This is a genomic window from Dactylosporangium sp. NPDC049742 (genome assembly GCF_040674675.1).
Classification (GTDB): Bacteria; Actinomycetota; Actinomycetes; order Mycobacteriales; family Micromonosporaceae; genus Dactylosporangium; species Dactylosporangium maewongense.
In genome coordinates this window covers 1-26,981 of the sequence record NZ_JBFANF010000012.1, presented here as the reverse complement: position 1 = coordinate 26,981, position 26,981 = coordinate 1, and the positions used below count along the sequence as shown (strand labels likewise).

Annotated in this window: 23 protein-coding genes and 1 riboswitch; of the genes, 15 read left to right on the top strand and 8 right to left on the bottom strand. The window is 72.3% G+C overall.

All coding sequences use genetic code 11. The features are described 5' to 3' along the window. Window positions 1–152: 152 nt before the first annotated feature. Window positions 153–1,229 (bottom strand): EamA family transporter, encoded by a 1,077-nt coding sequence (locus tag AB0J72_RS17330; RefSeq protein WP_363399751.1) that lies wholly within the window; start codon window positions 1,227–1,229, stop codon window positions 153–155. 407 nt (window positions 1,230–1,636) lie between these two features. On the opposite strand from AB0J72_RS17330, the gene AB0J72_RS17325 reads away from it, so the two are divergent. Together AB0J72_RS17325 and AB0J72_RS17320 are read left to right on the top strand one after the other, a co-directional pair. After that, window positions 1,637–2,629 (top strand): hypothetical protein, encoded by a 993-nt coding sequence (locus AB0J72_RS17325; protein ID WP_363399749.1) that lies wholly within the window; start codon window positions 1,637–1,639, stop codon window positions 2,627–2,629. Window positions 2,630–2,797: 168 nt separating this feature from the next. Then, window positions 2,798–3,040, top strand: coding sequence for a hypothetical protein (locus AB0J72_RS17320; RefSeq protein ID WP_360570880.1), 243 nt, complete (start codon window positions 2,798–2,800; stop codon window positions 3,038–3,040). 8 nt (window positions 3,041–3,048) lie between these two features. On the opposite strand, the gene AB0J72_RS17315 is transcribed toward AB0J72_RS17320, so the two are convergent. Then, entirely contained in the window at window positions 3,049–4,005 is a 957-nt protein-coding gene (locus tag AB0J72_RS17315; RefSeq protein ID WP_363399746.1) for a lactonase family protein, read from the bottom strand. A gap of 100 nt (window positions 4,006–4,105) precedes the next feature. On the opposite strand from AB0J72_RS17315, the gene AB0J72_RS17310 reads away from it, so the two are divergent. Further along, entirely contained in the window at window positions 4,106–5,107 is a 1,002-nt protein-coding gene (locus AB0J72_RS17310; RefSeq protein WP_363399744.1) for an acyl-CoA desaturase, read from the top strand. A 117-nt stretch (window positions 5,108–5,224) separates the two neighbouring features. Here the strand turns inward: AB0J72_RS17310 and AB0J72_RS17305 are convergent, their stop codons facing one another. Beyond that, window positions 5,225–6,301: a hypothetical protein gene (locus AB0J72_RS17305; RefSeq protein WP_363399742.1), complete on the bottom strand. Its 1,077-nt coding sequence runs from the start codon at window positions 6,299–6,301 to the stop codon at window positions 5,225–5,227. A gap of 124 nt (window positions 6,302–6,425) precedes the next feature. On the opposite strand from AB0J72_RS17305, the gene AB0J72_RS17300 reads away from it, so the two are divergent. The 3 genes from AB0J72_RS17300 to AB0J72_RS17290 all read left to right on the top strand — a co-directional run bounded on the left by AB0J72_RS17300 (window position 6,426) and on the right by AB0J72_RS17290 (window position 10,302). After that, window positions 6,426–8,240: an NAD-binding protein gene (locus tag AB0J72_RS17300; RefSeq protein WP_363399740.1), complete on the top strand. Its 1,815-nt coding sequence runs from the start codon at window positions 6,426–6,428 to the stop codon at window positions 8,238–8,240. Between the two features lie 109 nt (window positions 8,241–8,349). Next, entirely contained in the window at window positions 8,350–9,537 is a 1,188-nt protein-coding gene (locus AB0J72_RS17295) for a serine protease (RefSeq protein WP_363399738.1), read from the top strand. Between the two features lie 54 nt (window positions 9,538–9,591). Further along, the gene (locus AB0J72_RS17290) at window positions 9,592–10,302 is read left to right on the top strand and encodes a phosphatase PAP2 family protein (RefSeq protein ID WP_363399736.1); all 711 of its coding nucleotides are present in this window, start codon (window positions 9,592–9,594) and stop codon (window positions 10,300–10,302) included. Here the strand turns inward: AB0J72_RS17290 and nagA are convergent. Then, window positions 10,260–11,378: an N-acetylglucosamine-6-phosphate deacetylase gene (gene nagA, locus AB0J72_RS17285; RefSeq protein WP_363399734.1), complete on the bottom strand. Its 1,119-nt coding sequence runs from the start codon at window positions 11,376–11,378 to the stop codon at window positions 10,260–10,262. The two genes, AB0J72_RS17290 and nagA, sit on opposite strands and share 43 nt — an antisense overlap. Further along, the gene (locus AB0J72_RS17280; protein ID WP_360570896.1) at window positions 11,375–12,331 is read right to left on the bottom strand and encodes an ROK family protein; all 957 of its coding nucleotides are present in this window, start codon (window positions 12,329–12,331) and stop codon (window positions 11,375–11,377) included. Before AB0J72_RS17280 ends, nagA begins: the two co-directional genes overlap by 4 nt. A 185-nt stretch (window positions 12,332–12,516) precedes the next feature. Between AB0J72_RS17280 and AB0J72_RS17275 the strand changes: the two genes are divergently transcribed. Further along, window positions 12,517–13,302, top strand: coding sequence for a DeoR/GlpR family DNA-binding transcription regulator (locus tag AB0J72_RS17275; RefSeq protein WP_344514276.1), 786 nt, complete (start codon window positions 12,517–12,519; stop codon window positions 13,300–13,302). 25 nt (window positions 13,303–13,327) lie between these two features. After that, a complete protein-coding gene (locus AB0J72_RS17270; protein WP_363399731.1) occupies window positions 13,328–13,693 on the top strand; it encodes a DUF3263 domain-containing protein in 366 nt (121 codons plus the stop codon). 49 nt (window positions 13,694–13,742) lie between these two features. On the opposite strand, the gene AB0J72_RS17265 is transcribed toward AB0J72_RS17270, so the two are convergent. Beyond that, entirely contained in the window at window positions 13,743–15,938 is a 2,196-nt protein-coding gene (locus AB0J72_RS17265; protein WP_363399729.1) for an AAA family ATPase, read from the bottom strand. An 84-nt stretch (window positions 15,939–16,022) separates the two neighbouring features. Here AB0J72_RS17265 and AB0J72_RS17260 point away from each other — a divergent pair, with 84 nt between their 5' ends. Genes AB0J72_RS17260 through AB0J72_RS17250 form a run of 3 tightly spaced genes read left to right on the top strand, consistent with a single transcriptional unit; the run spans window position 16,023 to window position 20,173 of the window. After that, window positions 16,023–18,779: an alpha/beta fold hydrolase gene (locus AB0J72_RS17260; protein ID WP_363399727.1), complete on the top strand. Its 2,757-nt coding sequence runs from the start codon at window positions 16,023–16,025 to the stop codon at window positions 18,777–18,779. Further along, window positions 18,776–19,660 (top strand): ABC transporter permease, encoded by an 885-nt coding sequence (locus AB0J72_RS17255; protein ID WP_360570904.1) that lies wholly within the window; start codon window positions 18,776–18,778, stop codon window positions 19,658–19,660. Before AB0J72_RS17260 ends, AB0J72_RS17255 begins: the two co-directional genes overlap by 4 nt. 36 nt (window positions 19,661–19,696) lie before the next feature. Continuing rightward, window positions 19,697–20,173 (top strand): hypothetical protein, encoded by a 477-nt coding sequence (locus AB0J72_RS17250; RefSeq protein WP_363399724.1) that lies wholly within the window; start codon window positions 19,697–19,699, stop codon window positions 20,171–20,173. A gap of 39 nt (window positions 20,174–20,212) precedes the next feature. Here AB0J72_RS17250 and AB0J72_RS17245 read toward each other — a convergent pair whose 3' ends face one another. Continuing rightward, window positions 20,213–21,139, bottom strand: coding sequence for a glucosyl-3-phosphoglycerate synthase (locus AB0J72_RS17245; RefSeq protein ID WP_363399722.1), 927 nt, complete (start codon window positions 21,137–21,139; stop codon window positions 20,213–20,215). A gap of 108 nt (window positions 21,140–21,247) precedes the next feature. Continuing rightward, window positions 21,248–21,386, top strand: a riboswitch (SAM riboswitch). A 10-nt stretch (window positions 21,387–21,396) separates the two neighbouring features. Between AB0J72_RS17245 and thrC the strand changes: the two genes are divergently transcribed. Together thrC and AB0J72_RS17235 are read left to right on the top strand one after the other, a co-directional pair. Further along, window positions 21,397–22,665, top strand: a complete 1,269-nt coding sequence (thrC, locus tag AB0J72_RS17240) for a threonine synthase (RefSeq protein ID WP_363399720.1) — start codon at window positions 21,397–21,399, stop codon at window positions 22,663–22,665. 382 nt (window positions 22,666–23,047) lie between these two features. Continuing rightward, window positions 23,048–24,073 carry a GNAT family N-acetyltransferase gene (locus AB0J72_RS17235; protein ID WP_363399718.1) on the top strand — a complete coding sequence of 342 codons (1,026 nt, stop codon included), beginning with the start codon at window positions 23,048–23,050 and terminating at the stop codon, window positions 24,071–24,073. Here the strand turns inward: AB0J72_RS17235 and AB0J72_RS17230 are convergent. Beyond that, the gene (locus AB0J72_RS17230; RefSeq protein WP_363399716.1) at window positions 24,062–24,568 is read right to left on the bottom strand and encodes a helix-turn-helix domain-containing protein; all 507 of its coding nucleotides are present in this window, start codon (window positions 24,566–24,568) and stop codon (window positions 24,062–24,064) included. The genes AB0J72_RS17235 and AB0J72_RS17230 overlap by 12 nt on opposite strands. A 51-nt stretch (window positions 24,569–24,619) precedes the next feature. Between AB0J72_RS17230 and AB0J72_RS17225 the strand changes: the two genes are divergently transcribed. Continuing rightward, entirely contained in the window at window positions 24,620–25,876 is a 1,257-nt protein-coding gene (locus AB0J72_RS17225) for an MFS transporter (RefSeq protein ID WP_363399714.1), read from the top strand. A 388-nt stretch (window positions 25,877–26,264) separates the two neighbouring features. Beyond that, entirely contained in the window at window positions 26,265–26,468 is a 204-nt protein-coding gene (locus AB0J72_RS17220) for a cold-shock protein (RefSeq protein ID WP_203848689.1), read from the top strand. Window positions 26,469–26,981 lie beyond the last annotated feature (513 nt).

The window sequence follows — 26,981 nt, the reverse complement described above, 5'->3', positions numbered from 1 at the left end:
GGGGACGGCGCCGAGGGGGTGACCGTCCGCGCGTTGAGCGCGGACGGCCGCCCCGCCGAGGGCGACATCCGTCTGGTGCTGACCGCCTCGGCGGACGGCGGCCGGACGGTGGGTCCGCTGCAGCTGAACGCTGCGGCGGAGGGGCGTGGCTTCTACACCTCGGGCCCGGTGCTCTCACCGGGCACGTGGACCGTCAAGGTCACCGGGCCGGGCGCGAACCCGGTCTCGGCCACGGCGGTCGTGACGTCGCGCCTCGCACAGTCGCCGCCACCCGCGTCCGCAGCGGCTGCCGCCGCTCCGGAACGGGAGTCCTCCCACCTCTGGTGGTGGGGGCTGGCGGCGGCCGTGGCGGTGGGGGCGTTCGCGGTGACGGCCGTCGTGCGGCTGCGGCGCTCCAACTGACCACCGATCACGACCGACAGCAACAACAGTCCGGCACCCGCCGCTGACCAGCCCGTCAGCGGCTCGTGCAGGACCAGCACGCCGAGGGCGACCGCGGCGAGCGGCTCGACGAGGGCCACGACCGCCGCGGTCGTGGCCCTCACGACCGTCAGGCCCGCGAAGAACAGCGCGTAGGCGAGGGCGGTCGGCACCGCCCCGAGAAACGCCAGCAGCGCCACCGTCTCTCCGGTCCCGCCCCTGGTCGGCAGCAGGCCCTCCAGCAGCGCCAGGGGCAGCAGCACCACGGTGCCGACCGCGAAGCCGCCGAGCGCCGAGTCGAACGGGTCCTCCTTGCCCGCCCGGTTGAGCAGCGTGACGCCGGCGTAGCCGGCCGCGGACACGAACGCCACGGCGAGGCCCGCCGCGTCCACGGTGTCGACGCCCACCAGCAGCACGAGGCCGGTCACCGCGAGGGCGACGGTCGGGACGCTGACGCGCTCCTTGAAGAGGACCCGGTCGCCGATCGCGACCAGCACCGGCCCCGATCCGAGCACGACGACCGTGGCGACGGCGACGCCGGTGAGGTCGATCGCCACGTAGTACGCCGTCTGGTAGAGCGCCATGCCCAGCCCGTTGACGACCAGCCGGCGCTTGTTGAGTGGTTTTTGTCCGTTTTGCTGGAATGGCCGAATGGCCGCGAGCAATGCGATGCCGCCGAGGTACCGCCAGAACGTGACCGCGATCGGGCCGAGTCCGCTGCGGTCGTACAGAACGGCGGCGACAAACCCGCCGACACCCCAGGCCAGTCCCGCGAATGCGATACAGAGTAGTCCTCTGTTATGTCCCATTTATGTCTTACTCCCGAATTGTCGTGACGCTGCCAGAGCTGGGGATTCGGGCAGCCGTCACCGGCGCCGCGGCGCGAGGCCGTGGCGCTTCTCCGGGTCGTTCGCCTGCCCGCTAGCGGATGGGCGGCGAAAGCACGACACGCAAGCACATGGCGGGCACGTTAGCGATCACCCACCGGCGGGACACCCGATTTACCAGCCACGATCACGTTCTGGTGACAACTAGCCGACTGCGCCGTGGTGATCATCACTGTCCGTCGCCGGGTCACCCCTGCTGACCGGGCCTTTTACGCGTGGACGTGACAATTCGTGTCCGGGTTTTCATCGGATTGTCACCCTTCGATGGGTCGCTCTGCCCGGGTCATGACCTTTACGCTGTAGCGACACGCACAGCCGGAGGTCGCGCCGTGGCTCTTTCCGCACCCGCCACGCACGGGTCATCCTCGGGTCAGGGCCTGCCCTGGACCCTCGACGGCGGCAGGGGCATCCTCGGTCTCGACCCCGTCACCGGCGCCCTCGTGGTCTGGGCCGCACTGATGGGCGTCATCGTGCTGTTCATCCTCTTCGCCGCGATCCTGTCCCGCTGGAGCCTGGCCCGCATCGACCGGGCCGAGCGCCGGGCCGAGGTCGCCGAGGCCGACGCCAGCCTCAGCCCCGCCGAGCGCGCCCGCCTCCGGGTCGAGGCCGGCGAGCTGATCCGCCAGGCCGCCGCGACCGCCGCCGCCGCGAAGCGCGCCCAGATCGAGGTCGGCGAGGCCCAGGCCCGCGCCCTCGCCGCGCAGCAGGCCCGCGAGGTGGCCTGGACGACGTTCGACGTGGCGCAGAAGGCATACGAGGAGGCCCTGAACGCGGCCGCCGCGGCCACCTCCGGCGACGGCGCCGACGAGGACGAGGAGGGCAAGCGCGAGGTGTCCCGCGCCGCCCTGGCCGCCTTCAAGCGCGGCGACATCACCGTCGACGCCCTGGAGTCCGTCTTCAAGGGCGCGTCCGGCTGGGACCCGCTGCACGAGCTGCAGGCCCGCGAGATCGAGCTGCGCCGCTCCGCCGAGAGCCGGGCCCGCCGCCTGTACGACGCGGCCGCCGCGGCCGAGCGCGCCGCCGTGAAGGCCGCGGACGTGGCGGTCGTCGCCGCCCAGGCCCTGACCGAGGAGGCCGCGGGGGTCGCCGAGGAGGCGGCCGAGCTGCGCGACACGCTCGACGCCGCCCGCCAGTCCGCGATCACCGCCTCCACCGTCACCCGCAAGCAGCGCCGCGTCCCGCAGCAGCGCACGAAGAACGCCCGCGTCACCGACACCGCCCGCCCGGGCACCGACCCCGCGGCCACCCCCGACCCCGACCGCACCCAGGACATCCGCGCCGTCCTCGAGGCCCGCAACGCCTCGCTGACCGAGGCCGCCTGAGACCGGCCGCGCCGGCGGATGCCCGCCTCCATCCGGCGCGATGCGCCCTCGTGCCTGGCGAGGGAGCGGCCGGGGACCGTGCGGTCGGCGCTGCGGCGGATGACGCGGTGGGGGAGAAGCCGCCCGGAGGCTTGTAGAACGAGCGTTCAGTGTCGCAGCATTGAGGACATGGGTGAGCTGGTTGCGCTGCCCAAGTCGGGCGACGTGTTTGAGGACGTGCGGGGAGACGACCGCACCATGCGGGTGACGTGTCATCCGATGCGCGGCACGGTGGTGGTGTCGCTGTGGGTGGACAAGATCTGTCGGGCGTCGTTTCAGCTGGCCGAGGGCGACCTGCCCAGGTTGCGGGCCGCCCTCGACGCCATGCAGTTCAACGCCGAGCCGATGGTGGTCAAGGAGGCGAGCGCCTGAGGCGGGCCTCAGCGCAGGTGCAGGACCATGCTCGGGGACGGGTGCTCCAGGACCGTCCGGCCGGGCTGGGGGACGCCGGTGGCCGGGTCCAGCTCCAGCAGCGTGACGGTGTCCGAGTGCTGGTTGGCCACGGCGAGCGCGCCGTCGAGCAGGGCGAAGTGGCGGGGCCAGGTGCCGCCGGTCGAGACCTCGTCGAGCGGTGACAGGCCGTCGGCGGTCACGGCGAACGTGGTGATGGTGTCGTTGCCCCGGTTGGCGACGTAGAGGCGCGTGCCGTCGGCCGACAGCAGCAGCTCGCTGGGGAAGTTGTCGCCCGCGGGCGGGACCAGCACCGACGGCTGGACGTCGAGGACCTCGAACCCGCGGTCCAGCACGGCGACCGTCGAGGCGAGCTCGTTGGCGACGAAGGCCCGGCCGTCGGGGTGCAGGACCAGGTGCCGCGGCCCGCTGCCCGGCGGGGTGACGGACGTGGCGCGCTGCCGCTCCAGGACGCCCGAGGACGTCAGGCGGTAGTGGACGATCTCGTCGAGGCCGAGGTCCACCACGTACACCATGGAATCGCGCACGGTCACCTGATGGGCGTGCGGCGCGCTCTGCCGGTCCGGGTGCACGCTGCTGCCGGTGTGCTGCACGAGATCGGTGCGCGAGGCCAGGCCGCCGTCGGCGTCGAGGGCGAAGACGGAGAGGCTGCCGCCCTGGTAGTTCGCGGACAGGACGAACCCGCCGGCGACCGCGAGGTGGCACGGCGAGGCGCCGCCCGTCGGCAGCGAGCCCAGCGGGGTGCCGTCGAGGCGGAACGCGGCGACGTGGCCCTCGTCCAGCTCGGCCACCGTGTAGATGACACCGCCGTCGGCGGAGGCGGCCAGGTATGAGGGCGACGACGCGCGGATCGGCGGCGCCGACGGTTTGAAGTCGTCGTCGAAGAACGAGATCTGGTCGGCGTAGGAGCCGATGAGCACTGGCACCTTTCCAACCCTAACGGGGCCTGAGGGTAGGGGCAGCACCACCACAAACAGCGGGGCTGCCCGGCTCGTTCCGGGGGCCCGCGCTCGCGAGGCTTGACGCATGACGCTGCTGGCCGACCGCACCTCAGACTTCACGACACTGTCCCGCCACATCCGTGCGGCCGGTCTGCTCGACCGCCGCCCCGGCTACTACGCCCTGCGGTTCACCCTGGTGGGTGCCCTCTACGCCGGTGGGTGGGCCGCTCTCGCCCTCATCGGCTCGTCCTGGTGGGCGCTGCTGGCCGCCGCGCTGCTCGCCGTCGCGTTCGCCCAGGTGGCGCTGGTCGCCCACGACCTGGCGCACAAGCAGGTGTTCCGCACGTCCAGGATCTCGGAGATCCTCGGCATGCTGGTGGGCAACCTCGGCATCGGGATGAGCTACGGCTGGTGGATGAACAAGCACACCCGCCACCACGCCAACCCCAACCACGAGGAGCACGACCCCGACGTCGCGCCCGACATCCTGGTCTGGTCGACCCGGCAGGCGCGCGAGGCCAAGGGCCTGGCCCGGCTCATCGGCGGCTGGCAGGCGGTGCTGTTCTTCCCGCTGCTCCTGCTGGAAGGGTTCAACCTGCACGTGTCCAGCGCCCGCGCGATCGGCAGGACCAAGCGCTCCAAGCTCGAGGGTTTCCTGCTGTACGGCCACTTCGCCGCCTACCTGGTGGCCGTCTTCGCGCTGCTGTCGCCCGGGATCGCGGTCGCGTTCATCGCGGTCCACCAGGGGCTGTTCGGCCTGTACCTGGGGCTGACCTTCGCGCCGAACCACAAGGGCATGCCGACCCTGACCGGCGACGACGAGCTGGACTTCCTGCGCAAGCAGGTGCTCACCTCCCGCAACGTGCGCGGCGGGGTCCTGGTCGACGTGCTGCTCGGCGGCCTGAACTACCAGATCGAGCACCACCTGTTCCCCAACATGCCGACCCCGAACCTGCGCAAGGCGCAGCCGATCGTGGAGCGGTACTGCGCGGAGATCGGCGTGCCGTACCTGTCGGCGACGTTCGTCGACTCCTACTCGCAGGCGCTGCGCCACCTGCACGCCGCCGGGGCGCCGCTGCGGAAGTGAGGAAGGGCCGGCGGATGACCGCCGGCCCTTCTCATGTGGACGGTCGGCGGGTGACCGCCGGCCGTTCCGTGCGGACGGTCGGCGGGCGACCGCCGGCCGTTCCTCGTGCGAGGACGGTCAGCTGCCGCCGAGCAGCCCGCCGACCAGCGGGAGGTTGCCGCCGGCGATGCCGTTGAGCAGCGGCAGCCCGCCGACCACCGGCAGCGCCTCCTCCGAAGCACCCGCCGAGGCCGAGGCCGAAGCGCCGGCGGAGTGCCGCGGGGCGTACGCCGAGGCGTGCCGCGGCGCGTAGGTCTTCTCGGTGACGAGCGGCAGCTGGCTCGCGGCCTGCGGCAGCGCGCCGGTCGTGGGCACGAGGCGGTTCGCGACCGCGGTGGTGCTGACGCCCGGGGTCGGGCCGACGCCGCCGATCACCGGGACGCCGGTGATCGAGTCGTTCTTCAGCACGTCGCTGCCGCCGAGCGGGAGCTCGCCGATGGGCAGGCCCGAGTCCGCCTCCGTGCCCGAGATCCGCTGGACCCGCTGGTTGCCCGAGCGCTTGCCGCCGGTGCCGACCGGGAGGGCGAGGTCGTCGACGGGCTTGAGCGTGCCCTGCACCGGCAGCCCGCCGACCAGCGGGAGGCCGCCCGTGCCGCCGCCGAGGCCGCCGACCAGCGGCAGCCCGCCGGCGGTGTTGCCCAGCGGGAGGCTCGTGGCCTCGCCCGGGAACGCGGTACGGGTGTCGGCGATCGACGTGCCGTGCAGCGTGTCACCGGCGGCGACCGGTACACCGGAAACCCCCGGCAGACCGAACTGCTGCAGCGAACCGACCAGCGGCAGCGCGGCCACCGAGTCCTCGGCCGGCAGCTGGTTCGGCGCCGACTGCAGGGTGGAGACCTTGCTCGACGTCGCGCGGGGCAGCCCCAGCATCTCGGTCGGGATCATGTCCAGCACGCTCGGCAGCTGGGGGCTGCTCAGCTGCGTGGAGGTGGTGCGGCGGCCCGCCTGCGTGCCGCTGTCCGCGCTCGTGTCGATGCGGGAGCCGTGCGCCTCGAGCTGCAGCGACTGGTTGTTGGGGCCGCCGGCGGGCGACAAGAGATCGTCCAGCTGGCCGGGCACCAGGGCGTCATCGGCGTGTGCGGCACCGGCACCGAGCAGCAAAATGCCGCCGGCCACACCGACGGTGCCGACCGCCCGGCGAAACCACGTGTTCATCCTCGTTAACCAATCTGGTCGACAAATCCGATCGCCTGTTCAACGACCAACCCGGACAAAGTGACGCGGCAGTTGTCGATCGAGCGGGACCCCGGGCGTTGGTGATCTTCGTTAGGATCGCCCCGTGGAGTCCGAATCGTGGTTGATGCGCCGGCTCCGCAGCGGCCTTCCCCACGCCCAGGCGATCACCCGTCCGTGGTGGGTCGAGCCCTTCTCGGATCCGCGCCGCCCCCCTCGGCTCGCGGCCACGAAACACATCGTCGTCTGCGGTGACGACCCCCTCGCGTATCGCCTGATCGAGGAGCTGATCCACCAGTACGGGGTGCACGTCACCGCGATCCTGCCGAGCGTCGACCGGCGGCACGGGCCCGACATCGCCCGCCTGCTGCGCGAGCGCGGCGGCCGGGTCATCGAGGCCGCGAACCCCGACCGGGACGCGTTCGAGCTCGCGGGGCTGGCGACCGCCGACGCGCTCGCGCTGGTCAAGCAGGACGACATCGGCAACCTCGACGCGGCGCTGCAGGCCCAGGAGATCAACCCCGGGCTGCGGTTGGTCATCCGGATGTTCAACCTGCGCCTCGGGCAGAGCGTCCGGCGCAACTTCGCGGACCTCCGCGTCCTGTCCGACGCGCAGATGGCGGCGCCCGCGTTCGTGTCGGAGGCGCTCGGCGAGGTCGCCCCGGTGCACGTCCGCGTCGCGCGCCGCACCCTCTTCGTCGCGCGCCGCCCGGAGGTGCGGGCGGAGGACGTGATCTGCGGGCTGGCGGTGACCGAGGGCGACGGCGAGCCGGTGCTGCTCCCCGCCGACCAGGGCGCCGCGGACCTCGTGCTGGCCGTCGCGACCGGCGAGCCCGTCAGCACCGTCGTCGCCCGCGAGGACGACATCCGCCAACTGCGCCGGCGGCGGCGCTGGCGGTGGCTGCGCAACCCGTTCCGCGCGTACCAGGGACTCGTCGGCCGCCGGCTCTGGACGACCTCACTGATCATGGTCGGGCTGCTCGCCGCGGGCACCGCGATCATCGCGAGCTTCAGGGACGTCCCGTGGTGGGACGCGGCCTACGTGACGCTGCTGTCCGAGCTCGTCGGCGCCGGCCCCGACCTGGACGCGCGCTGGCCCGAGAAGCTCGTCACGGTCCTGCTGAGCCTGGTCAGCATCGCGCTGGTGCCGGTCATCACCGCCGCGGTCGTCGAGACGATCGTCAACGCGAAGCTCGCCATCGCGCTCGGCCGGCTGCGGGAGCCGCTGTCGGACCACGTCGTGCTCGTCGGGCTCGGCAACGTCGGCACCCGCGTCATGCACGCGTTCGTCGACCTGGGCGTGCCCGTCGTCGTCATCGACCGCAACGAGAACGCCCGCGGCGCCCAGTCCGCCCGCGACCGCGGCGTGCCGTTCATCGTCGGCGACGCCAGCCGCGTCGCGACGCTGCGGGCCGCGTCGGTGGACACCAGCCGGGCGCTGGTCGTGGTCTCCACCGACGACCAGGCCAACCTGGAGGCGGCCCTGGAGAGCCGCGAGCTCAAGCCCGACCTGCGGGTCGTGCTGCGGCTCTTCGACGGCGCGTTCGCGCACCGGGTGCAGCAGGCGTTCGGCATCACCGCCTCGCGGAGCGTGTCGTTCCTCGCGGCCCCGGCCTTCGCGGCGGCGCTGCTGGAGCGCGAGGTGATCGGCACCATCCCCGTCGACCGCAAGGTGCTGCTGCTGGCCGAGGTGCCGGTGGTCGCCGCCTCCGACCTCGACGGCGGGCCGGTCGGCTCCGCGGAGGACGTCGGCGAGGTCCGGTTGCTGGCGGTCACCACCGACGACGGACGGCAGACCCTCTGGAGCCCACCGCCGAACTACGTGCTGTGCGCCGGTGACCTGCTCATCGTGGTGGCGACCCGGGTGGGGCTGGGCAACCTTTTGGCTCAGACCGGCGGGACGGTCGACCCAACTCCCTGACTTCCCGCCTCCTCCACACCGGATCCGTCGTTGAATGAGGCGGATCGCCCGATTTACCCCTAACAGTCCGGGCGGTTCCTTCATGCGGACCATCGGGAGGATCGCGCTCATGCGCCGTAGGGTTTTGCTGGTCACCGGGGCGTGCGCCATCGTGGCGCTCGCCGGGGCGGGCGTCGCGGCCGCGACCTCGTTCGCCCCCGCACAGAAGCCGGCGACGGCGTCCGCGTTCGCGGCGCCCGCGCACGACAATCCCGCCGCCACGGTGTCGGGCGTCATCGAGCCGATCGCCGGCGACGCGTCGACGTTCCGCTACCCCGGCGCCGACTACGTGAAGGTCCACTTCTCCCGGCTGCAGCTCAAGCCCGGCGACACGGTCAAGGTCAGCGACGCGACCGGCGGCGAGGTCCACCGGTACAGCGCGGCCCAGCTCCGCGACATGGACAACTGGACGATGTCCGTCTCGGGTGAGTCGGCCACGGTCAGCGTCGAGCGGGCCGGCGACCCGCTGGGCATCAAGTCGAAGCTCGCCGGCCTCGGCCTGAGCGTGGACAAGATCGCCCGCGGCCAGACCCCCTCCGAGCAGGCCGCCGCCGAGCGGCTGGCCGCCGCGGCGCCGCACACGGAGAGCATCTGCGACAGCGACGAGAAGGAGAACGCCGCCTGCTACAAGTCGGCCGACCCCGTCGCGTACGCCAACTCCAAGCCGGTCGCGCGGATCCTCATCCAGGGCGTCGAGCTGTGCACCGCGTGGCGGGTCGGCGCGAAGAACCGCATGATGACCAACGCGCACTGCTTCACCACCACCCGCGAGGCCCGCAACACCGAGGTGTGGTTCAACTACGAGTGCGCGCAGTGCGGCGGCGGCCCCACCCTGCGCCCGGTCAAGGTCATGGCCGACCAGGTCCTCGCCACCGACGACGTCCTGGACTACACCCTCTTCACGGTCCGCAACTTCGACGCGGTCGCGCGCTTCGGCTACCTCCAGATGGACGACCGCGCCCCCGTCCGCGGCGAGGAGCTCTACATCCCGCAGCACCCGCGCGGCATGCCGACCGTGATCACCACGTACGACAGCAGCGAGCGCTCCGGCAACTGCGCCGTCGCCAACCCCGCGTACAACGGCTACGACGTCGACACCGACATGTCGTACTACTGCGACACCGACGGCGGCTCGTCCGGCTCGCCCGTCATCTCCCGCCGCACCAACAAGGTCATCGCCCTGCACCACTTCGGCGGCTGCCCCAACTCCGGCGTCCGCATGGACCGCATCGCGGCGGACATCAGGAACCTCGTGTAAAGGTCCTGTGCAGGGTCCGGGCGCCGTTCCCGCCGTCGGGTAGCGTCTTCCGACATGCGGAACGTGCGCCCGGCCCTGTGGTTCGACCTGGTGCTCCTGGCACTCTTCGCCGCGATCACCGTCGCGCTCGCGCTCCGGACGCCGCTGCTGTCGCTCGACCTCGCCGTCCGCGACCTCGTCGACGCGCACCGCCCCTCGTGGGCCTACTGGACCGCCCGCGTCTTCAACTACCTCGGCCAGGGCGGCCAGGTCCTCACCCCCCTGGCCGTGCTGGCCGCGCTGTTCGTCGGCTGGCGCACCCACTCCGTGCGCCCCGCGCTGCCGGTCATCGGCGGTTTCGTCATCATGTACCCGACGATCGGCCCGCTGAAGCTGTGGACCGACCGGCTCGCGGCCAGCTCCGACTACCCGGACCACCCCGAGTACCTGTTCCACGTGGACACGGGCCTGTCCTACCCCTCGGGGCACGTGGTCAACGCCATCGTCTGGTACGGCGTGCTGGCCATCCTCCTCGGCGGCCTGCTCCGCCCGGGCCAGCTGCGCGCCATCCGCTACGGCGCCCCGGCGATCGTGCTCTTCACCACGACCTACCTGAGCTTCCACTGGGTCACCGACGGCCTCGCCGCCATCTGCCTGGGCCTCGTCCTCGACCGCATCCTGCAACGGGTCCCATGGGACACGATCCCGCTGCCGCGCCGGCTCGCCGGCTGGTCAGGCCCGGTTCAGGACACCCAGGCGCCGGAGCGCATGACGCGGGTGACGTGAAGGGCGTCGTCCAGGAGGACGAGGTCGGCGCGCTGGCCGGGGCGCAGGGTGCCCAGGTCGTCGGCGAGGCCGATGGCGGCGGCGGGGGTGGCCGAGGCCATCCGGGAGGCGTCGACGAGGGACAGGCCGGCGCCCGCGGCGCGGCGGAAGGCGGCGTCCATCGTCAGCGTGCTGCCGGCGATCGAGCCGTCGCGGGTGAGGCGGGCCACGCCGTCGGCGACGGCGACGCTCTGGCCGCCCAGCTCGTACTCGCCGTCGGGCATGCCGGCGGCGGCCATCGCGTCGGTGATGAGGGCGGCGCGGGCGGGGCCGGTGACGGAGGCGGCGAACGCGAGGGTGCCGTCGTGGAGGTGTACGCCGTCCGCCACGAACTCGCACGTGACCGGCGCGGCGCCGAGAAGGGCGAAGACCGGGCCGGGCTGGCGGTGGTGCGGCGGGCGCATGCCGTTGAAGACGTGGGTGCCGACCGTCGCGCCGGCGTCGACGCCCGCGAGGGTCTCCTCCCAGGTGGCGTCGGTGTGGCCGAGGGCGGCGACGACGCCGCGGGAGACCAGGAGCTTGATGGCGTCCAGGGCGCCGGGCAGCTCGGGGGCGACGGTGACCATGCGCACGGCGCCCTCGCCCGCGTCGATGAGCGAGTTGAGCTCGTCCAGCGAAGGGTGGCGCAGGTGCGCCGGGTTCTGCGCGCCGCACCGCGCCTGCGACAGGTACGGGCCCTCGAAGTGCACGCCGGCCAGGACGCCCTCGCCCACCAGCGGCGCGAACGCCTTCGTGGCGGACAGCATCAGGTCGGGGGGCGAGGTGACGAGGCTCGCCAGCATCGTCGTGGTGCCGTGGCCGAGGTGGTACGCGGCGGCGACGCGGGCCGCCTCGGGGTCGCCGGTGGTGAACGTGGCGCCGCCGCCGCCGTGGACGTGGATGTCGACGAACCCGGGCACCACCGTGCCGGCCGTCGCGTCGGCCGCGCCGGTGAAGGCCTGCCCGACCTCGGCGATGCGGTCGCCCTCGACCCGGACGAAGCCGTTGTCGATGACGCGGTCGCCCGCGATCACCCGTACGCCGGACACCACCGTCATGCCGTTCCTCCTGTGCTGTCGTTGCGCTGGTCTTGCAGTGCGTCCAGGGCGAGCAGGGCGGCGCCGAGGCAGCCGGCCTCGTCGCCGAGCGCGGCGCGGGTGATCTCCGGCTCGCGGTGGAACGTGACGCGGGCGTGGACCCCCGCCCGCAGCGGGGCGAGCAGTGCCTCGCCCGCCTCGGCGAGGCCGCCGCCGAGGACGATGACCGCCGGGTCGAACAGGGCGATGCCCGTCATCAGGCCGTCCGCCAGGGCGTCGATGGTCTCCTGCCACACCGCGACGGCGGCCGGCTCGCCCTCCGCGGCCAGCCGGGCCACGTCCTCGGCGGTGGCCGGACGGCCGGCGTGCTCGCCGTACCGGCGACCGACGGCCGACGCGGAGGCGATCGACTCCAGGCAGCCGCGCTGCCCGCACCCGCACATCGGCCCGCCGGGGCGCACCACGATGTGGCCGATCTCGCCCGCGGCGCCGTGCGCGCCCGTGTAGACCTGTCCGTGCACGACGTTCGCCGCGGCGATGCCGGTGCCGATGGGGATGACCAGCACGTACGAGTGGCCGCGCCCGGCGCCCAGCCGCGCCTCGGCGAGCCCGCCGGCGCGCACGTCGTGACCCAGCGCGGCGGGCAGGCCGAGCCGCTCCTCCAGCAGCGCCTTCAGCGGCACGTCGCGGAAGCCGAGGTTGGCGGCCCAGACGGCGATCCCGTTGCGCTCGTCGATCACGCCCGGGACGGCGAGGCCGGCGGCCCGCGGGTCGAGCCCCTTCGCGCGCGCGGTGGCGGCGAGGCCCTCGGCGATGTCGAGGATCGTCGCGATGACCGCCTCGGCCCCCCGCTCGCGGCCGGTCGCGTGCCGCTCGGCGTGCAGGACCTGGTGTGTCGCCTCACCCTCGGCGCCGACCAGCGCACACTTGATCCCGGTGCCCCCGACATCGAGGGCGATCACGGTCTGCGTCATGTGTAGCTCGTCCTCGCGCTGATCGATGTGGCATGAAGCCGGGCGGGTTCGCGCATCATTGCGCACAGTCGGGCAGGCTGGCAACCGTACCCCTCGGGTTAGTTTGAGCAGTTGCCTTTGCGTTTACCCGTAGTTTCGCGCATTATTGTGCACACATCTCGCACCGTACGCGCAGGGAGGGGCTCGTGGACCGCTACGCGCGCTGGAATGCGCTCCTCGAGATCCTCACCGACAGCGGGCGCATCAGCGTGGAGGACGCGGCCGAGCGCCTCGACGTCTCGCAGGCCACGATCCGCCGCGACTTCGACCAGCTGGCGCAGCAGCAGATGATCACCCGCACCCGCGGCGGGGCGGTCGCCAACGGCGTCTCCTACGACCTGCCGCTGCGGTACAAGACGGCGAAGCACGCACCCGAGAAGCAGCGCATCGGCGCGGCCGCGGCCGCCCTGGTCTCGCCCGGCATGGTCGTCGCCCTCAACGGCGGCACGACGACCACCGAGGTCGCCCGCGCGCTCGCGGTGCGCCCCGAGCTCACCGGCGGCGTCGACGACGCCCAGCTCACCGTGGTCACCAACGCCCTCAACATCGCCAACGAGCTGCTCGTGCGCTCCCGCATGAAGATCGTCGTGACCGGCGGCGTGGTCCGCCCGCAGTCCTTCGAGCTCGTCGGCCCGCTCGGCGGCAACATCCTGCGCGACGTCACCCTCGACATCGCCCTGCTCGGCGTCGACGCGCTCGACGTCACCCTCGGCGCCGCCGCCCACCACGAGGGCGAGGCCGCGATGAACAGCCTCATGGTCGCCCGCGCCCGCCGCGTCGTGATCATCGCCGACAGCTCGAAGCTCGGCGGTCACGCGTTCGCCCGGATCTGCCCGATCGACCGCATCGACACCCTGGTCACCGACTTCAACGCCACCCCCGAGACCCTGGCCGCCTTCGCCGCCGCCGGCGTCAAGATCGTGACCGCCTGACCCCTCCCGCCGGTACTGTGGGGCGATGCAGCGCGACGACCTCACCGCCGCCCGGGTCCCAGCGCAGCCCCCGACCCAGGACCCCGACGACTTCGTCGACACCGACGTGTCGGACCCCGACGCGGACCCTGACACGGGCCCCGATCTCGCGACGGCCGAGGAGCCCCCGGAGCTCGACGACCGCAGCAAGGCGATCCTCGCCTTCGAGCGCCGGTGGTGGCGCCAGGCGGGCGCCAAGGAGCAGGCCATCCACGACACCTTCAACCTGTCGGCGACCCGCTACTACCAGCTGCTGAACGCGCTCCTCGACGACCCGCTGGCCCTGGCCCACGACCCTGTCGTCGTCCAGCGCCTCCGCCGCCTCCGCGCCTCCCGCTCCCGCCGCCGCTGACCGCCCGCCGCGTTTCGCGGTCGCTGGGCGCTCGCCGCTGCCGCGGCGTTCAGCGGGCCTGTTGCTGTTCGGCGTAGGCGGCGAGCCAGGCGACCTGGACCGGGTCCAGGGAGGGGCGGACGCGGTCGCGGGCGAGGGCCACGTGGACGGCGGTGACCTCGGTGGCCTCCAGCGACTCGCGCATGGCGGCCAGGGCGGACTCGCGGATGAGGGCGGCGCAGTCGGCGGCGGAGAAGCGGTCCAGCGACGCGGCCAGGGCGGGCAGGTCGACGTCGGCCGCGAGGGGGACGGACTTCGCGGCGGCGCGGAGGATCTCGGTGCGGGCGTCGGCGTCCGGGGGCGGGACGAAGACCAGGCGTTCGAGGCGGCCGGGGCGCAGCAGGGCCGGGTCGACCAGGTCGGGGCGGTTGGTGGCGCCGATGACGACGACGTTGCGCAGGGACTCGACGCCGTCGAGCTCGGTGAGGAGGGCGGCGACGACCCGGTCGGTGGTGCCGCCGTCGGTGGCCTGGCCGCGGGTCGGGGCGAGGGCGTCGACCTCGTCGAGGAAGACGAGGGTGGGGGCCGCCTCGCGGGCGCGGCGGAAGAGCTCGCGGACCGCGCGCTCGCTCTCGCCGACCCACTTCGACAGCAGCTCGGCGCCCTTCACCGACAGGACGTTGGCCTTGCCGGTGCCGGCGATCGCCTTGACCAGGTACGTCTTGCCGCAGCCCGGCGGGCCGTAGAGCAGGACGCCGCGGGGCGGCTCGATGCCGAGGCGGGAGAACGCGTCCGGGTAGGACAGCGGCCACAGCACGGACTCGGTCAGGGTCTGCTTGACCTCGACCATGTCGCCGACGTCGTCCAGGGTGACCTTGGCGAGCTCCAGCGACGACTCGGCCATCGACGTGGGGCGCACGACCTCGAGGGCGGCCTCGAAGTCCGCCATCAGCACGCCGGTGCCGTCCCCGTCGCGGCGGTGACGCAGCGCCGCTCGTACACCGGCCTCACGCGACAACGCGGCGAGGTCCGCCGCCACGAAGCCGGGGGTGCGGGCCGCGATGTCGTCGAGCCGGACGTCGCCGTCGAGCGGCATGCCACGGGTGAGGACGGCGAGCTGCTCGCGGCGCAGGGCCGCGTCGGGGAGCGGGACGGCGATGCCGTGGGCGAGCAGGGCGGGGGAGTGCAGGGACGGGTCGACGGCCTCGGGGCGGCTGGTCGTGCAGACGACGGCCTCGCCCTCGCGGACGAGCTCGCCGATCAGCTGGCGGAAGACCGTCGACAGCGGGCCCGGCTGGTCGCGCGGCGCGAGGGCCTCCACGTCGGCGACGAGCAGGATCGCCGGGCGGGCGGCCCGCACCTCGCCGGCGGCCTCCCGCAGCCGGGTGGCGGCGGCGTTGTTGGTGAGCGCCGCCAGCTCCGGCGCCCACAGCGGCACGACCCGGGCCCCGACGCTCGCCGCGACGGCGTGCACCACGGCGGACTTGCCGGAGCCGGCCGGGCCGGTGATCAGTACCCCCAGCGTCACCGTCGTGCCGAGCCTCGCCAGGACCTCGCCGTGGTGGAAGCCGAGGTCCAGCAGCTCGCCCAGCTGCTCGGCCTGCGCCCTGAGGCCGGGCAGGTCGTCGAGCGCGACCGCCTCCGGCGCGGCGGCCGGCGGCGCGACAGGAACGAGGCCGCCGGGCGCGTGGGTGGCGTGTCCGTGGTGCCAGCCGACGGCGGTGTCCATGGTGACCAGCGCGCCCGCGCCGGGGCCGGCGGCGACGACGGTGAGCAGGGCGCTGGTCCAGCCGTAGCCGACGGTGTTCTTCAGGCTGCGCCGCGCCGCCTCGAACACGCCGGGGTCCAGCGAGGTCAGCGACACGTCCTGCGGCAGCAGGGAGACGTTGTCGCCGACGGTGACGACCTTGCCCAGCAGCGCGAGCCGCAGCATCTCCGGCGACACGACCCCGACGATCTCCGGCGGCCCGGACAGGGTCACCGACGCCGCGGCCCGCAGCGGCGCCGCCGCGACCGTCACCTGGCCGCCGTCGCGCAGGCCCAGGTTGCCCAGCAGGAGGTCGTCGGCGTAGAGCAGGGCGCGGCTGGCGCTGGCCTCGGCGACCGCGGCGATCCCGGCGGACTCGCGGCGGCCGGTGAGCGCGATCGGGTCCCCGGCGCGCAGGCCCAGCGCGGCGAGGACCTCGGGGTGGAGCCGGACCACGCCGCGGCGGGCGTCCAGGGCCGCGGGGCGCAGGCTGGCGGTGAGCGTCAAGGTCGCGGCCACGCACCGAGCGTATAACTCGCCCGCTTGCTGTGAACCTGCTGAGGAATTCGACATCGCGCAACATGTGTTGCGTACGTTTGGCCGATGCGTCTCTTACCGCGTCTCAACCGGCGCAGGGTCATCGCCGGCTCGGTGGCCGCCCTGCTGCTGGTCGGCCTGGTCGGCTGGGCGGTCGTCCCCTCGCCCGCCACGTTCAGCACCCAGGAACAGCGCATCACCGTGCGCACCGGGCCCGACGACGCGACCGAGGTGACCCTCGACACGACGCTGTACCTGCCGAAGAAGAGCGGCAAGAAGCCCGCCATCCTGCTGGCGCACGGGTTCGGCGGCACCAAGCGGAGCGTGAAGTCCGACGCCGAGGACTTCGCCGACCTCGGCTACGCCGTGCTCACCTGGACCGCCCAGGGCTTCGGCAACTCCACTGGCGAGATCCACCTCGACAGCCCCGACTGGGAGGTCAAGGACGCCCAGCGGCTGCTGGACTGGCTCGCCGCCCGGCCCGACATCCAGACCGACGCGTCCGGCGACCCGCGGGTGGCGGCGGTCGGCGGCTCGTACGGTGGAGCCCTCGCCCTCCTGCTCGCCGCGCACGACAAGCGGGTCGACGCGATCGTGCCCATGATCACGTGGAACGACCTGTCGCGGGCCTTCCTGCCCGAGGCCACCGGCAAGGACCCGTCCGGCGGCGTGTTCAAGAAGCAGTGGGCCGGGCTGTTCTTCGGCTCCGGCAACGCGCTGACCGACAGCTCGGCGCTGACGAGCCAGGCCGCCCCGCAGCGGACCCCGACCGGCGACGCCCAGTGCGGACGGTTCGCGAAGGACGTCTGCGAGGCGTACCTCGACATCGCCACCACCGGGGAGGCCGACAAGGACGCGATCGCGCTGCTGCGCCGGTCCAGCCCGGCGTCCGTGCTCGACCAGATCAAGGCGCCCACGCTGCTCGTACAGGGGCAGGTCGACACCCTGTTCCCGCTCAGCGAGAGCGACGCCAACGCCCGCGGCATCGCCGCCGCCGGCACCCCGGTGCGGGTCGCGTGGTTCACCGGCGGGCACGACGGCGGCACCGGGCCGCAGTCCGAGGTCGACCGGCTGCGGTACCTGACCGCGCAGTGGCTCGACCACTACGTCAAGGGCAACGGCGAGGCGCCGCCGACCAGCTTCACCTACTCGCGCGTGTCGGGCCTCAACGCCCGGGGCCGCGGGCTGGTCACGACCGCGTCGTCGACGTCGACCTACCCCGGCACCGGCGGCACCTCCACCGCGAGCGTCGCCCTGATCGGCGTGCCGACGAGCATCGCCAACCCGCCCAACGGCACCCCGTCCGCGATCTCCTCGCTGCCGATCGCCAACATCGCGAGCCTGCTCGGCAACGGCGTGTCCGCCGAGATCCCCGGCCAGCACGCCGACTACACCTCCGCGCCGCTGCCCGACACCCTCGACGTCGCGGGCGCGCCCACGGTCCGCATCCGGGCCGCGTCGCCGACCGGCGAGGCCGTGCTCTTCGTCAAGCTCTACGACGTGCCCGCCAAGGGCGCCCCGTCGATCCCGGACGGGCTCATCGCGCCGGTGCGCCTCACCGGGCTGCCGAAGGACATCGCCGACGCGCAGCCGATCGCCGTGACGCTGCCCGCGGTCGTGCACCGGTTCGAGGCCGGCAGCCGGGTCCGGGTCACCGTCGCCGCCGCCGACAGCGCGTACTGGTCGCCGCCGGACCCGCTCGTCTACCAGGTCGCCGTCGACGGCGCGCTGACCCTGCCCGACGTGGCCGGCACGCCGATCGCCAACCCCGACGTCATCTGGCGCTACGTCCTCGCCGCGCTCGTCGCCCTCATCGTGGTCGGGCTCGCCGTCGCGATCCTGGTCGCCCGCGCCCGCGCCCGGCGGATCGAGCGCCGCATCGACCCCGAGCACGTGAACACGCCGCTCGTCGTGCGGGGGCTGCGCAAGACGTACGGTGACTTCGTCGCCGTCGCGAAGGTCGACTTCACCGTCCAGCGCGGGCAGGTGGTCGGCCTCCTCGGCCCCAACGGCGCCGGCAAGACCACATCGCTGCGGGTCCTGATGGGGCTGACCCGGCCGAGCCAGGGCGAGATCCTCGTCTTCGGCCACCAGCTCCTGCCGGGCGCGCCGGTGCTGTCCCGGGTCGGCGCCCTGGTGGAGGGGCCCGGCTTCCTGCCGCACCTCACCGGTCTGCAGAATCTCCACCTGTACTGGGCGGCGACCGGCCGGCCGCTCGACGACGCCCACTTCGACGAGGCGTTCGACATCGCCGGCCTCGGCACCGCCGTCAACCGGCGGGTCAAGACCTACAGCCACGGGATGCGCCAGCGCCTCGCCATCGCGCAGGCCATGCTCGGCCTCCCCGAGCTGCTCGTCCTCGACGAACCCACCGACGGGCTCGACCCGCCGCAGATCGCCGAGATGCGCAAGGTCCTGCGCCGGTACGCGACCGGCGGCCGCGCCGTCCTGGTCTCCAGCCACCTCCTCGCCGAGGTCGAGCAGACCTGCACCGACGTCGTCGTCATGCACCGGGGTGAGGTCGTGGCCACCGGCAAGGTCGACGACATCGTCGGCGACTCGCCGACCGTCCAGATCGACGTCTCCGACGTGGACGCCGCCACGAAGGTCCTCGACGAGCTCGACGGCGTCCGCACGGTCATCCCGGCCGGCAGCAACGGCGGCCTGGTCGTCGACATCGACGGCGTGCCGCGCTCGGAGGTCGTCGCGGCGCTGGTCCGGGCCGGCGTCGGCGTCGACCGGGTGACGCCGCGGCGGCGGCTCGAAGACGCGTTCCTGTCGCTCGTCGGCGGCGACACCAAGGCCAGTGGAGAGCGGTCATGAGTACTTCTTCGTCAGGTGTCGACGTGGTCGGCGGTGCGCCGGGGTACCGGCCGGGGGCGACCCTCTCGCTGTGGACGGAGATCCGCCGCCAGGCGGCCCGCCGCCGCACGCAGATGGCGCTCGGCTTCATGGTCCTGCTGCCGCTGATCATCCTGGTCGCCTTCCAGCTCGACAGCGGCGGCGACGACGAGGGCGGCAACAACGGCGAGTTCTCCCGCCTCGCCGACCTCGCGACCGGCGGCGGGGCCAACTTCACCCTCTTCACCCTGCTCGTCTCGTCCGGCTTCCTGCTGGTCGTCGTCGTGGCGCTCTTCTGCGGCGACACGGTGGCGAGCGAGGCGTCGTGGGGGAGCCTGCGGTACCTGCTGGCGATGCCCGTCCCGCGGGCCCGGCTGCTCGGCGTCAAGGTGACCGCGGCGCTGCTCTACTGCCTCCTCGCCGTGCTGGTCCTGGTCGGCACCGCGATGCTGGCGGGCACCCTGCGCTACGGCTGGGCCCCGCTCAACGCCCCCATCGGCGGGGAGATCGCCGCCGGCACGAGCGTCGTCCGCCTGCTGGAGATCGTCGGCTACCTGTGCGTGTCGCTCCTGGTCGTCGCCTCGCTCGCGTTCCTGCTCTCCGTCTCCACCGACGCCCCGCTCGGCGCCGTCGGCGGCGCGGTGCTGCTGCAGATCCTGTCCAGCATCCTGGACCAGATCACCGCCCTCGGAAACCTCCGCAACTTCCTGCCCACCCACTACAACGACGCCTGGCTCGGCCTGCTCTCCACCCCGTTGCAGACCGACGACATCGTGAAGGGCTGCATCGCCTCCCTCGCCTACGCCACCGTCTTCTTCTCCCTCGCGTGGTGGCGCTTTCTGCGAAAAGACGTGGTGAGCTGAATGCGTCTCGCGTACTGACCGGTAGGGTGCCGGTCCATGCGAACCTCGGCGCTCCGCGGTGCCTGGCTTCTCGTCCTCGGCCTCGCGGCGCTCTCCGGCACCCTCTACTACGACCAGGCCAACGTGGCGGCCTGGACCTCCTACGTCGCCTCCACCAACGCGATGAGCGGCCCCGCCGAGGTCTTCACCGCCCAGATCTTCACCCTCATCGGCGCCCTGGCGTCGGCCTCGGCCGCGTCGCTGGTCGCCGTCTGCGCCCTGCTCTTCGCCACCGGCCGCACCTTCGGCCACTGGGCCCTGCGCCTGACCGTGGTGCTGACCCTGGTCCTGCTGTCGCTGGTCGCGGTGGTCGTCGTGGTCGCCACCCTGACGGGCGACCCGCCGGCCGCCGTCATCGACACCCCCATCTGGCTCCTGGCCGCCGAGTGGCTCGCCGTCCTGACCGCCCTGGCCGGCGCCGCCATCACCACCTCGACGCTCTGGGGCTTCACCCCCGCCACCGACCCCTTCTGACCGCGGGCCTGCGCACGGCGTACCAGCGACGGGAAACGGCTAGGCGAGCGGCCTCCGGTAGCCCGGGATCGTGGTCATCGGGGGCCGGTCCGGGTGGGCGACCGGGTGGTCGGCGGGGGTGACCGTGCCGGCGCGCCGGACGAACTGGGTGAGGGTCGGCCAGACCGGGGCGCCGGGGGTGACCCGGGTGTGGATGGTGTGCAGGATCGTGGCGGCCATGCGGCCCAGGGCCGCGGTGTCCTGGTGACCGTGGGTGCGCTGGCCGAGGTCGACCTGTGCGACCGCGTCCAGGCCGGCGGTGCGGTAGGTGTCGATGAGCAGGCCGGTCTCGACGCCGTAGCCCGCGGCGAAGGGCAGGGACTCCAGCAGGGAGCGGCGGGCCGCGTACTCGCCGGCGAGGGGCTGCACGACGCCGGCCAGGGCGGGGAAGTAGGCGTTGAGCAGCGGGCGGGCGGCGAGCTCGGTGACGCGCCCGCCGCCGCCGGCCGAGACGTCCAGGAGGGGGCGGTCGTAGAAGGCCTTCACCATCTGGGTGGCCGGGTCGTCCAGCAGCGGGCCGAGGAGGCCGGTGACGAAGTGCGGCCGGAAGTCGGTGAGGTCGGCGTCGACGTACACCAGGATGTCACCGGTGGCGACGGCCAGGGCCTTCCAGAGCACCTCACCCTTCCCGGGGCGGGAGCCGGTCCCGGGGAGGATGTCGTCGCGGTGGTGGACGGTGGCGCCGGCCTGGCGGGCGACCTCGGCGGTCCGGTCGACGGAGCCCGAGTCGACCACGATCACCTCGTCGACGAGGGGCATGAGGGTGCGCGCGCCGGTGACGATCTCGGCGACGGTCGGCTCCTCGTCCAGCGCCGGCAGCACGACGCTGATCCGGGTGTCGCCCTTGCGGTCGTAGAGGTCGGTGAGGGGCCAGTCGCGCCACGTCGAGGTGCGCTTGGCGAACCAGTCCGCCGCGTCGGGATGCATGAGTGAAACCGTAGTCAGGTCCATCTCGTGAGATGACTCATACAACGGCACCCGTGTCGGCCCTTACACTCGAATGCGAACCACGCGAACAGCACGTCACAACTGAATACCTCATCCAGAGGGGCAGAGGGATACGGCCCGATGAAGCCCCGGCAACCCCTGCGACACGTCTCGACGCTGAGGCCAGTCGCGGTAGGTGCCAAATCCGTCCCGGTGCGCAAGGCCATGCACCTGGGAAAGATGAGAGGAAGGCCTCCATGACCTCGACGCTCGGCGTCTTCACCGACTCTCCCGCCCGCCACCTGGTCTGCCGTGGCTGCGGCGCCCAGTTCCCGCTCGCTGCGCAGCACGCCTGTTACGAGTGTTTCGGCCCGCTCGAGGTGGGCTACGACGCCGAGGCGCTCGCCCGGGTCACCCGCGAGCAGATCGAAGCCGGCCCCCAGAACATCTGGCGCTATGCGCCGCTGCTGCCGGTCGGCACCGACCCCGCCAGCCGCGTGAGCCTCGACCCGGGGCTGACCCCGCTGGTCAAGGCGGATCTGCTGGCCAAGGAGCTCGGCATCACCGGCGCGCTGTGGGTGAAGGACGACTCGGCCAACCCGACCCACTCGTTCAAGGACCGGGTCGTCTCGGTGGCGCTGACGGCGGCGAAGGCGCTGGGGTTCACCCGCTACTCGTGCGCCTCCACCGGCAACCTGGCCAACTCGGTCGCCGCGCACGCGGCGCGCGCCGGGGTGCCGTCGACGGTGTTCATCCCGTCGGACCTGGAGCCCGGCAAGGTCGTCATGAGCGCCGTGTACGGCGGTGACGTCGTGGCGATCGAGGGCTCCTACGACGACGTCAACCGGCTGTGCTCGGAGCTGACCGAGACCGACGAGTTCGAGGACACGGCGTTCGTCAACGTCAACGTGCGGCCGTTCTACGCCGAGGGGTCCAAGACGCTCGGGTATGAGGTCGCGGAGCAGCTCGGCTGGCGGATCCCGGCGCAGGTCGTGATCCCGATGGCCAGCGGCGAGCTGCTGACGAAGATCGACAAGGCGTTCAGCGAGCTGGTGGAGATCGGGCTCGTGCCCGACACGGAGTGGACGGTGTTCGGCGCGCAGTCCGCCGGCTGCAACCCGATCGCGGTGGCGCTGCACAAGGGCACCGACGAGATCGTGCCGGTGAAGCCGACGGGCATCGCCAAGTCGCTCAACATCGGCGACCCGGCGGCCGGCGTCTACGCGCTGGAGTCGGTGCGGCGCACCGGCGGCTGGATGGAGTACGTCGACGACGACGAGATCCGCGCCGGCATCGAGCTGCTCGCCCGCACGACCGGCGTGTTCGCCGAGACCGCCGGCGGGGTCACCACCGCGGTGCTGAAGAAGCTGGTCGAGACCGGCAGGCTCGACCCGTCGAAGGAGACGGTCGTCTTCAACACCGGCGACGGGCTGAAGACCCTCGACGCGGTCGCCGGCACGGTCGGCCCGACGCACCGGGTCAAGCCCTCGCTGAAGTCCGTCCGCGAGGCCGGGCTGGTGAGCTGAGGTCCGGGCCAGTTCGGCTGAGGGCTGATTTTTTCGCGCAACCCACCGGCGCCGTGACGGACGGTATCGGTTCGGGTGCGGCCGAGAGAGCGCTTTCACTCCTTGGACGAGGGGTGACTCAGCCGATCGACGGAGTTGGTCGCGACGCAGTGTGATCGCGCTCAAGCCGTGCGTCTAGAAGCCACCCGGCGAGGGACTTGACGACCTCAGGACCGCGCGCCAGGATGCTCGGTGCGGGAGGACGTGTCGCCGCGAGGCCCGGACCCTGGTCCAGGCCCGCGACCACAACACCGGAGGTGTTGGCGAGCGTCCTCTCGACCATTTCCACCGGTCCCCATATATCTGTTGTCCGTCGATGCGCCTCTGCGCCACGCTGGCGGGCATGAGTCAGGACCTCAGCATCGTCGAGCTGGACGCCGATGACCCGGCGGCGGTCGACGCGGCCTTCACCATCGGTAACGAGGCGATCCTCGCCGACCTGCCGGACTTCCCGCCGAGTTGTCGCGCCGAGCACGAGGTCCGGGTCCGCCTGCCGATGCCGGGCACGGACCGGCACACGTTCCTGGCGTATCGCGACGGTCTCGCGGTCGGCCTCGTACAGGCGGATTTCCCGATATTCGACAATCTGAACAAATCGTTCCTCGACGTGCTGGTCCTGAAGGAGCACCGGCGGCGGGGCGTCGGGCGGGCGCTGTTCCGGCACGCGGTCGGCTTCGGCCTGGCCCGTGGCCGCACCACGGTGATGGGGTTCAGCGTGATCACCGACGCCGGTGACGCGCCGACCGGCTCCTCGGCGCCGTTCGCCGCGGCGCTCGGCCTGGACAACAAGCTCATGGACGTGCGCCGCCGGCTCGACCTGTCGACCGCCGACGATGCCGAGCTGGCGAGGCTGCTCGCCACGAGCTGGCCGAAGGCGGCCGGCTACAGCACCGTGCAGTGGGGCAACACGCCGCCCGAGGAGCTGCTCGAGGACATGGCGCTGCTGGACAGCTCCTTCCTCGACGAGGCGCCGAAGGGTGACCTCGACCTGGAGGCGGAGAAGGTCGACGCCGATCGTCTGCGGCGGGTGTACGAGACGCGCGCCCGCTACGGTGCGCGCCCGTACGAGACCGGCGTCATCCACGACGCGACCGGCCGGCTCGTCGCGTTGAGCGCGCTACGGCTGAGCAAGACCGTCGACTGGCACGCATGGCAGCAGATCACCCTGGTGGACCCGGCGCACCGGGGGCACCGGCTCGGCCTGATCTCCAAGCTGGTCAACCTGCAGACCATGCGCGCCCAGGAGCCGGCGGTCCGGATCGTCGACACGTTCAACGCCGAGGTCAACTCGCACATGATCGCGATCAACGAGGCGATGGGTTTCCGCGCGCTCGACCGGTGGGCCAACTGGCAGGCGTCAGTCGCGTGAGCGGTCCTCGTACATGGCGAGGAAGATCGAATAAGGTCGGCCGTGGGTGCGCTCGCGGCCGGCGTATTCGTCGAGCAGCGTCTGGAAGCGGTCCTGCAGCTCCTGCCACTCCGCCGGGGTGAGCCGCAGCCCGAGCCGGGCGAAGTTGACCGTGTCGGCCTGACCGTCCAGCAGCGCCAGCTCGTCGTTGAACGCGTCGAGCATCGCCCGGTTGGTGCCCGTGCCCTGGTCGCCGAGGCTGAGCTGCCACGACTTGGTCGTCGACAGGTAGGGCACCTCGCGCGTGCCGCGCGGCCCGCGGCGCTCCTCCTGGGGCACCAGGAACCCCGTCGCGACCAGCGTCCGGACGTGGTGCAGCACGGTCGCCGGGTTGGCGTCGAGCCGCTCGGCGATCTCCTTGTTGGTGAGCGCACGGTCCAGGCAGAGCCGGATGATGCGCAGGCGGACGCCGGAGGCGAGTGCCTTGGCCTCCGCGTCGGTCGCTGGTCGCCGCATCGTCCGAGTCTAGCGATTGACTTTTCCCAATCAGTCATCGACAGTGGGTCCGTGAGACTCGGCCTGCTCCGCGATCACGACTTCCGGCTGCTCTTCACCGCCGACACCATCAGCCAGGTCGGCACCCAGGTGACCCTGCTCGCGCTACCGCTCGTCGCCGTGCTCACGCTCGACGCGACCGCGCTGGAGGTCGGGGTCCTCGCCGCCTGCGAGACCGCCGCGTTCCTGCTGGTCGGACTGCCCGCCGGGGCTCTCGTGGACCGGCTCCGGCGGCGCGAGACGATGATCGTCGCCGACCTCCTGCGGGCGGTCCTGCTCGCCTCCGTGCCGCTGGCGTGGTGGAGCGACACGTTGCGGATGCCGCAGCTGTACGTGGTGGGCCTGCTCTGCGGGGTGTGCACGGTCTTCTTCGACGTGGGGTACCAGAGCTACCTGCCGTTCCTGGTCGGCAAGGACCGCCTGGTCGAGGGCAACGCGATCCTGGAGATGGTGCGCTCCACCTCCCAGATCGGCGGCCCGAGCGTCGCCGGCGGCCTGGTCAAGGTGCTCGGCGGCCCGCTCGCCCTCGCCACCGACGCGGCCAGCTACGTGCTGTCGGCGCTGTTCCTGTGGCGGATCCGCAAGATCGAGGAGCGCCCGGCCCGCAAGCCCGACGCGCACCTCGGCCGGGAGATCCTGGAGGGCCTCCGGTTCGTCGTGGGCAACCGCCTGCTGCGGGCGATCTCCATGTGCACAGGCACCGGCAACTTCTTCGGCGCCATGTACGGCGCGATGCTGATCGTCTACTTCGCCCGGGACCTGGCCCTGTCTCCGGCGGTCATCGGCCTGTGGTTCAGCGTCACCGGGCTCGGCGCGCTGGCCGGCGCGTTCCTGGTCGGGCCGTTCGTGCGCTGGTTCGGGCAGGGGCCGGCGATGTGGATCTCCATGCTCGCCGCGTCCCTCGGCGAGCTGCTGGTGCCGCTCGCGCGCGACGACTGGCGGCTGTGGCTCGCGGCGGCGGGCAGCATCGTCTTCGGCATCGGCGTCGTGGTCTACAACGTGACCCAGGTCAGCTTCCGGCAGACGATCACGCCCGACGACCTGCTCGGCCGGATGAACGCCACGATGCGGTTCATCGTCTGGGGCACGATGCCGATCGGCGGGCTCGTCGGCGGCGCGCTCGGCACCGTCATCGGCGTGCACGAGACCATCTGGGTGGCGTGCGCCGGAATGCTGGTATCGGTGGTGCCGCTCGTTCTGTCACCCTTGCGGAAGCTCCGCGAGTTGACGTCCGCACCTTCCGCGGGCACGGAAGCAGTGCGGAAGTAGGCCGATCTTGCGGTGGTGACGGGTTGCGTGGTTCCAGTCGCGGCTTCCGGTCACCATCGCAAGGTCGGCGCTTCCTCGGTTCCTCGCAGTTTGGTCTGACGTTTTACAATTCATGAACCGGACTATTCGACGCATGCCGATGTACTAGCCCTTTGTCGGACCATCCAAGAAAGGTCCCATCGGAAACCTTTTGCGTGCGCATGAACCGTGACCTTGCTGTCCGATTTGGGGCTGTCGGGTCTCGGGTTATCTCGTGTACCGTCCGTTTCGGTCGTCGATCCTCGCGCCGGTGCCACGCTCATGGCCCGGCGTGCCGGCCGAGGACCTCAAGGCTGGTCCCCACAGCCAGCCGGAGTACGAAGAGGGACCGAAGCAGAGGAAGTGCACCGTGGCACAGGGCACCGTCAAGTGGTTCAACAGCGAAAAGGGCTATGGCTTCATCGCGGTCGACGGGGGGCAGGACGTCTTCGTCCACTTCTCCGCGATCGAGATGGATGGCTACAAATCGCTGGAAGACGGACAGCGCGTCGAGTTCGAGATCGCGCAGGGTCAGAAGGGCCCGCAGGCCGAGAAGGTTCGTCACCTCGCCTGACAGATCGTTCGTCCACCCCCGCCGGGGCACCGTCCTCATTGATGAGGAACGGTGCCCTGCGTCTTTTCCGCCATTGTTCGTGCCATTCATGCCTGATTTGTTGGTGTTTGCGCGCTTCGACCACCCTGGCCGTCACCTCGGGTTTGCTTGCACTCGACGGGCCAGAGTGCTAAACAGGAGTTGGCACTCGCAACAGGTGAGTGCCAACGGTCGGGGCGGTGCAGCGCCTGGGCGCGGGAGCGTCGAGGAGCTGGTCGTCGCGGGCTCATCCGGCCCGACCATTGAGGATCCCGCTGGGTCCTTGAAGGTGCGAAAGCAGGCGGTGAGCCGCCGGCCCCACGTGGGTCGCGAGGCGTAGCCGGAGTGTCCAGGAGGACAACGCCGAATGGCCAAGATTATCGCGTTCGACGAGGAAGCGCGCCGCGGCCTCGAGCGGGGCATGAACACCCTCGCCGACGCCGTCAAGGTGACGCTGGGCCCCAAGGGCCGCAACGTCGTCCTCGAGAAGAAGTG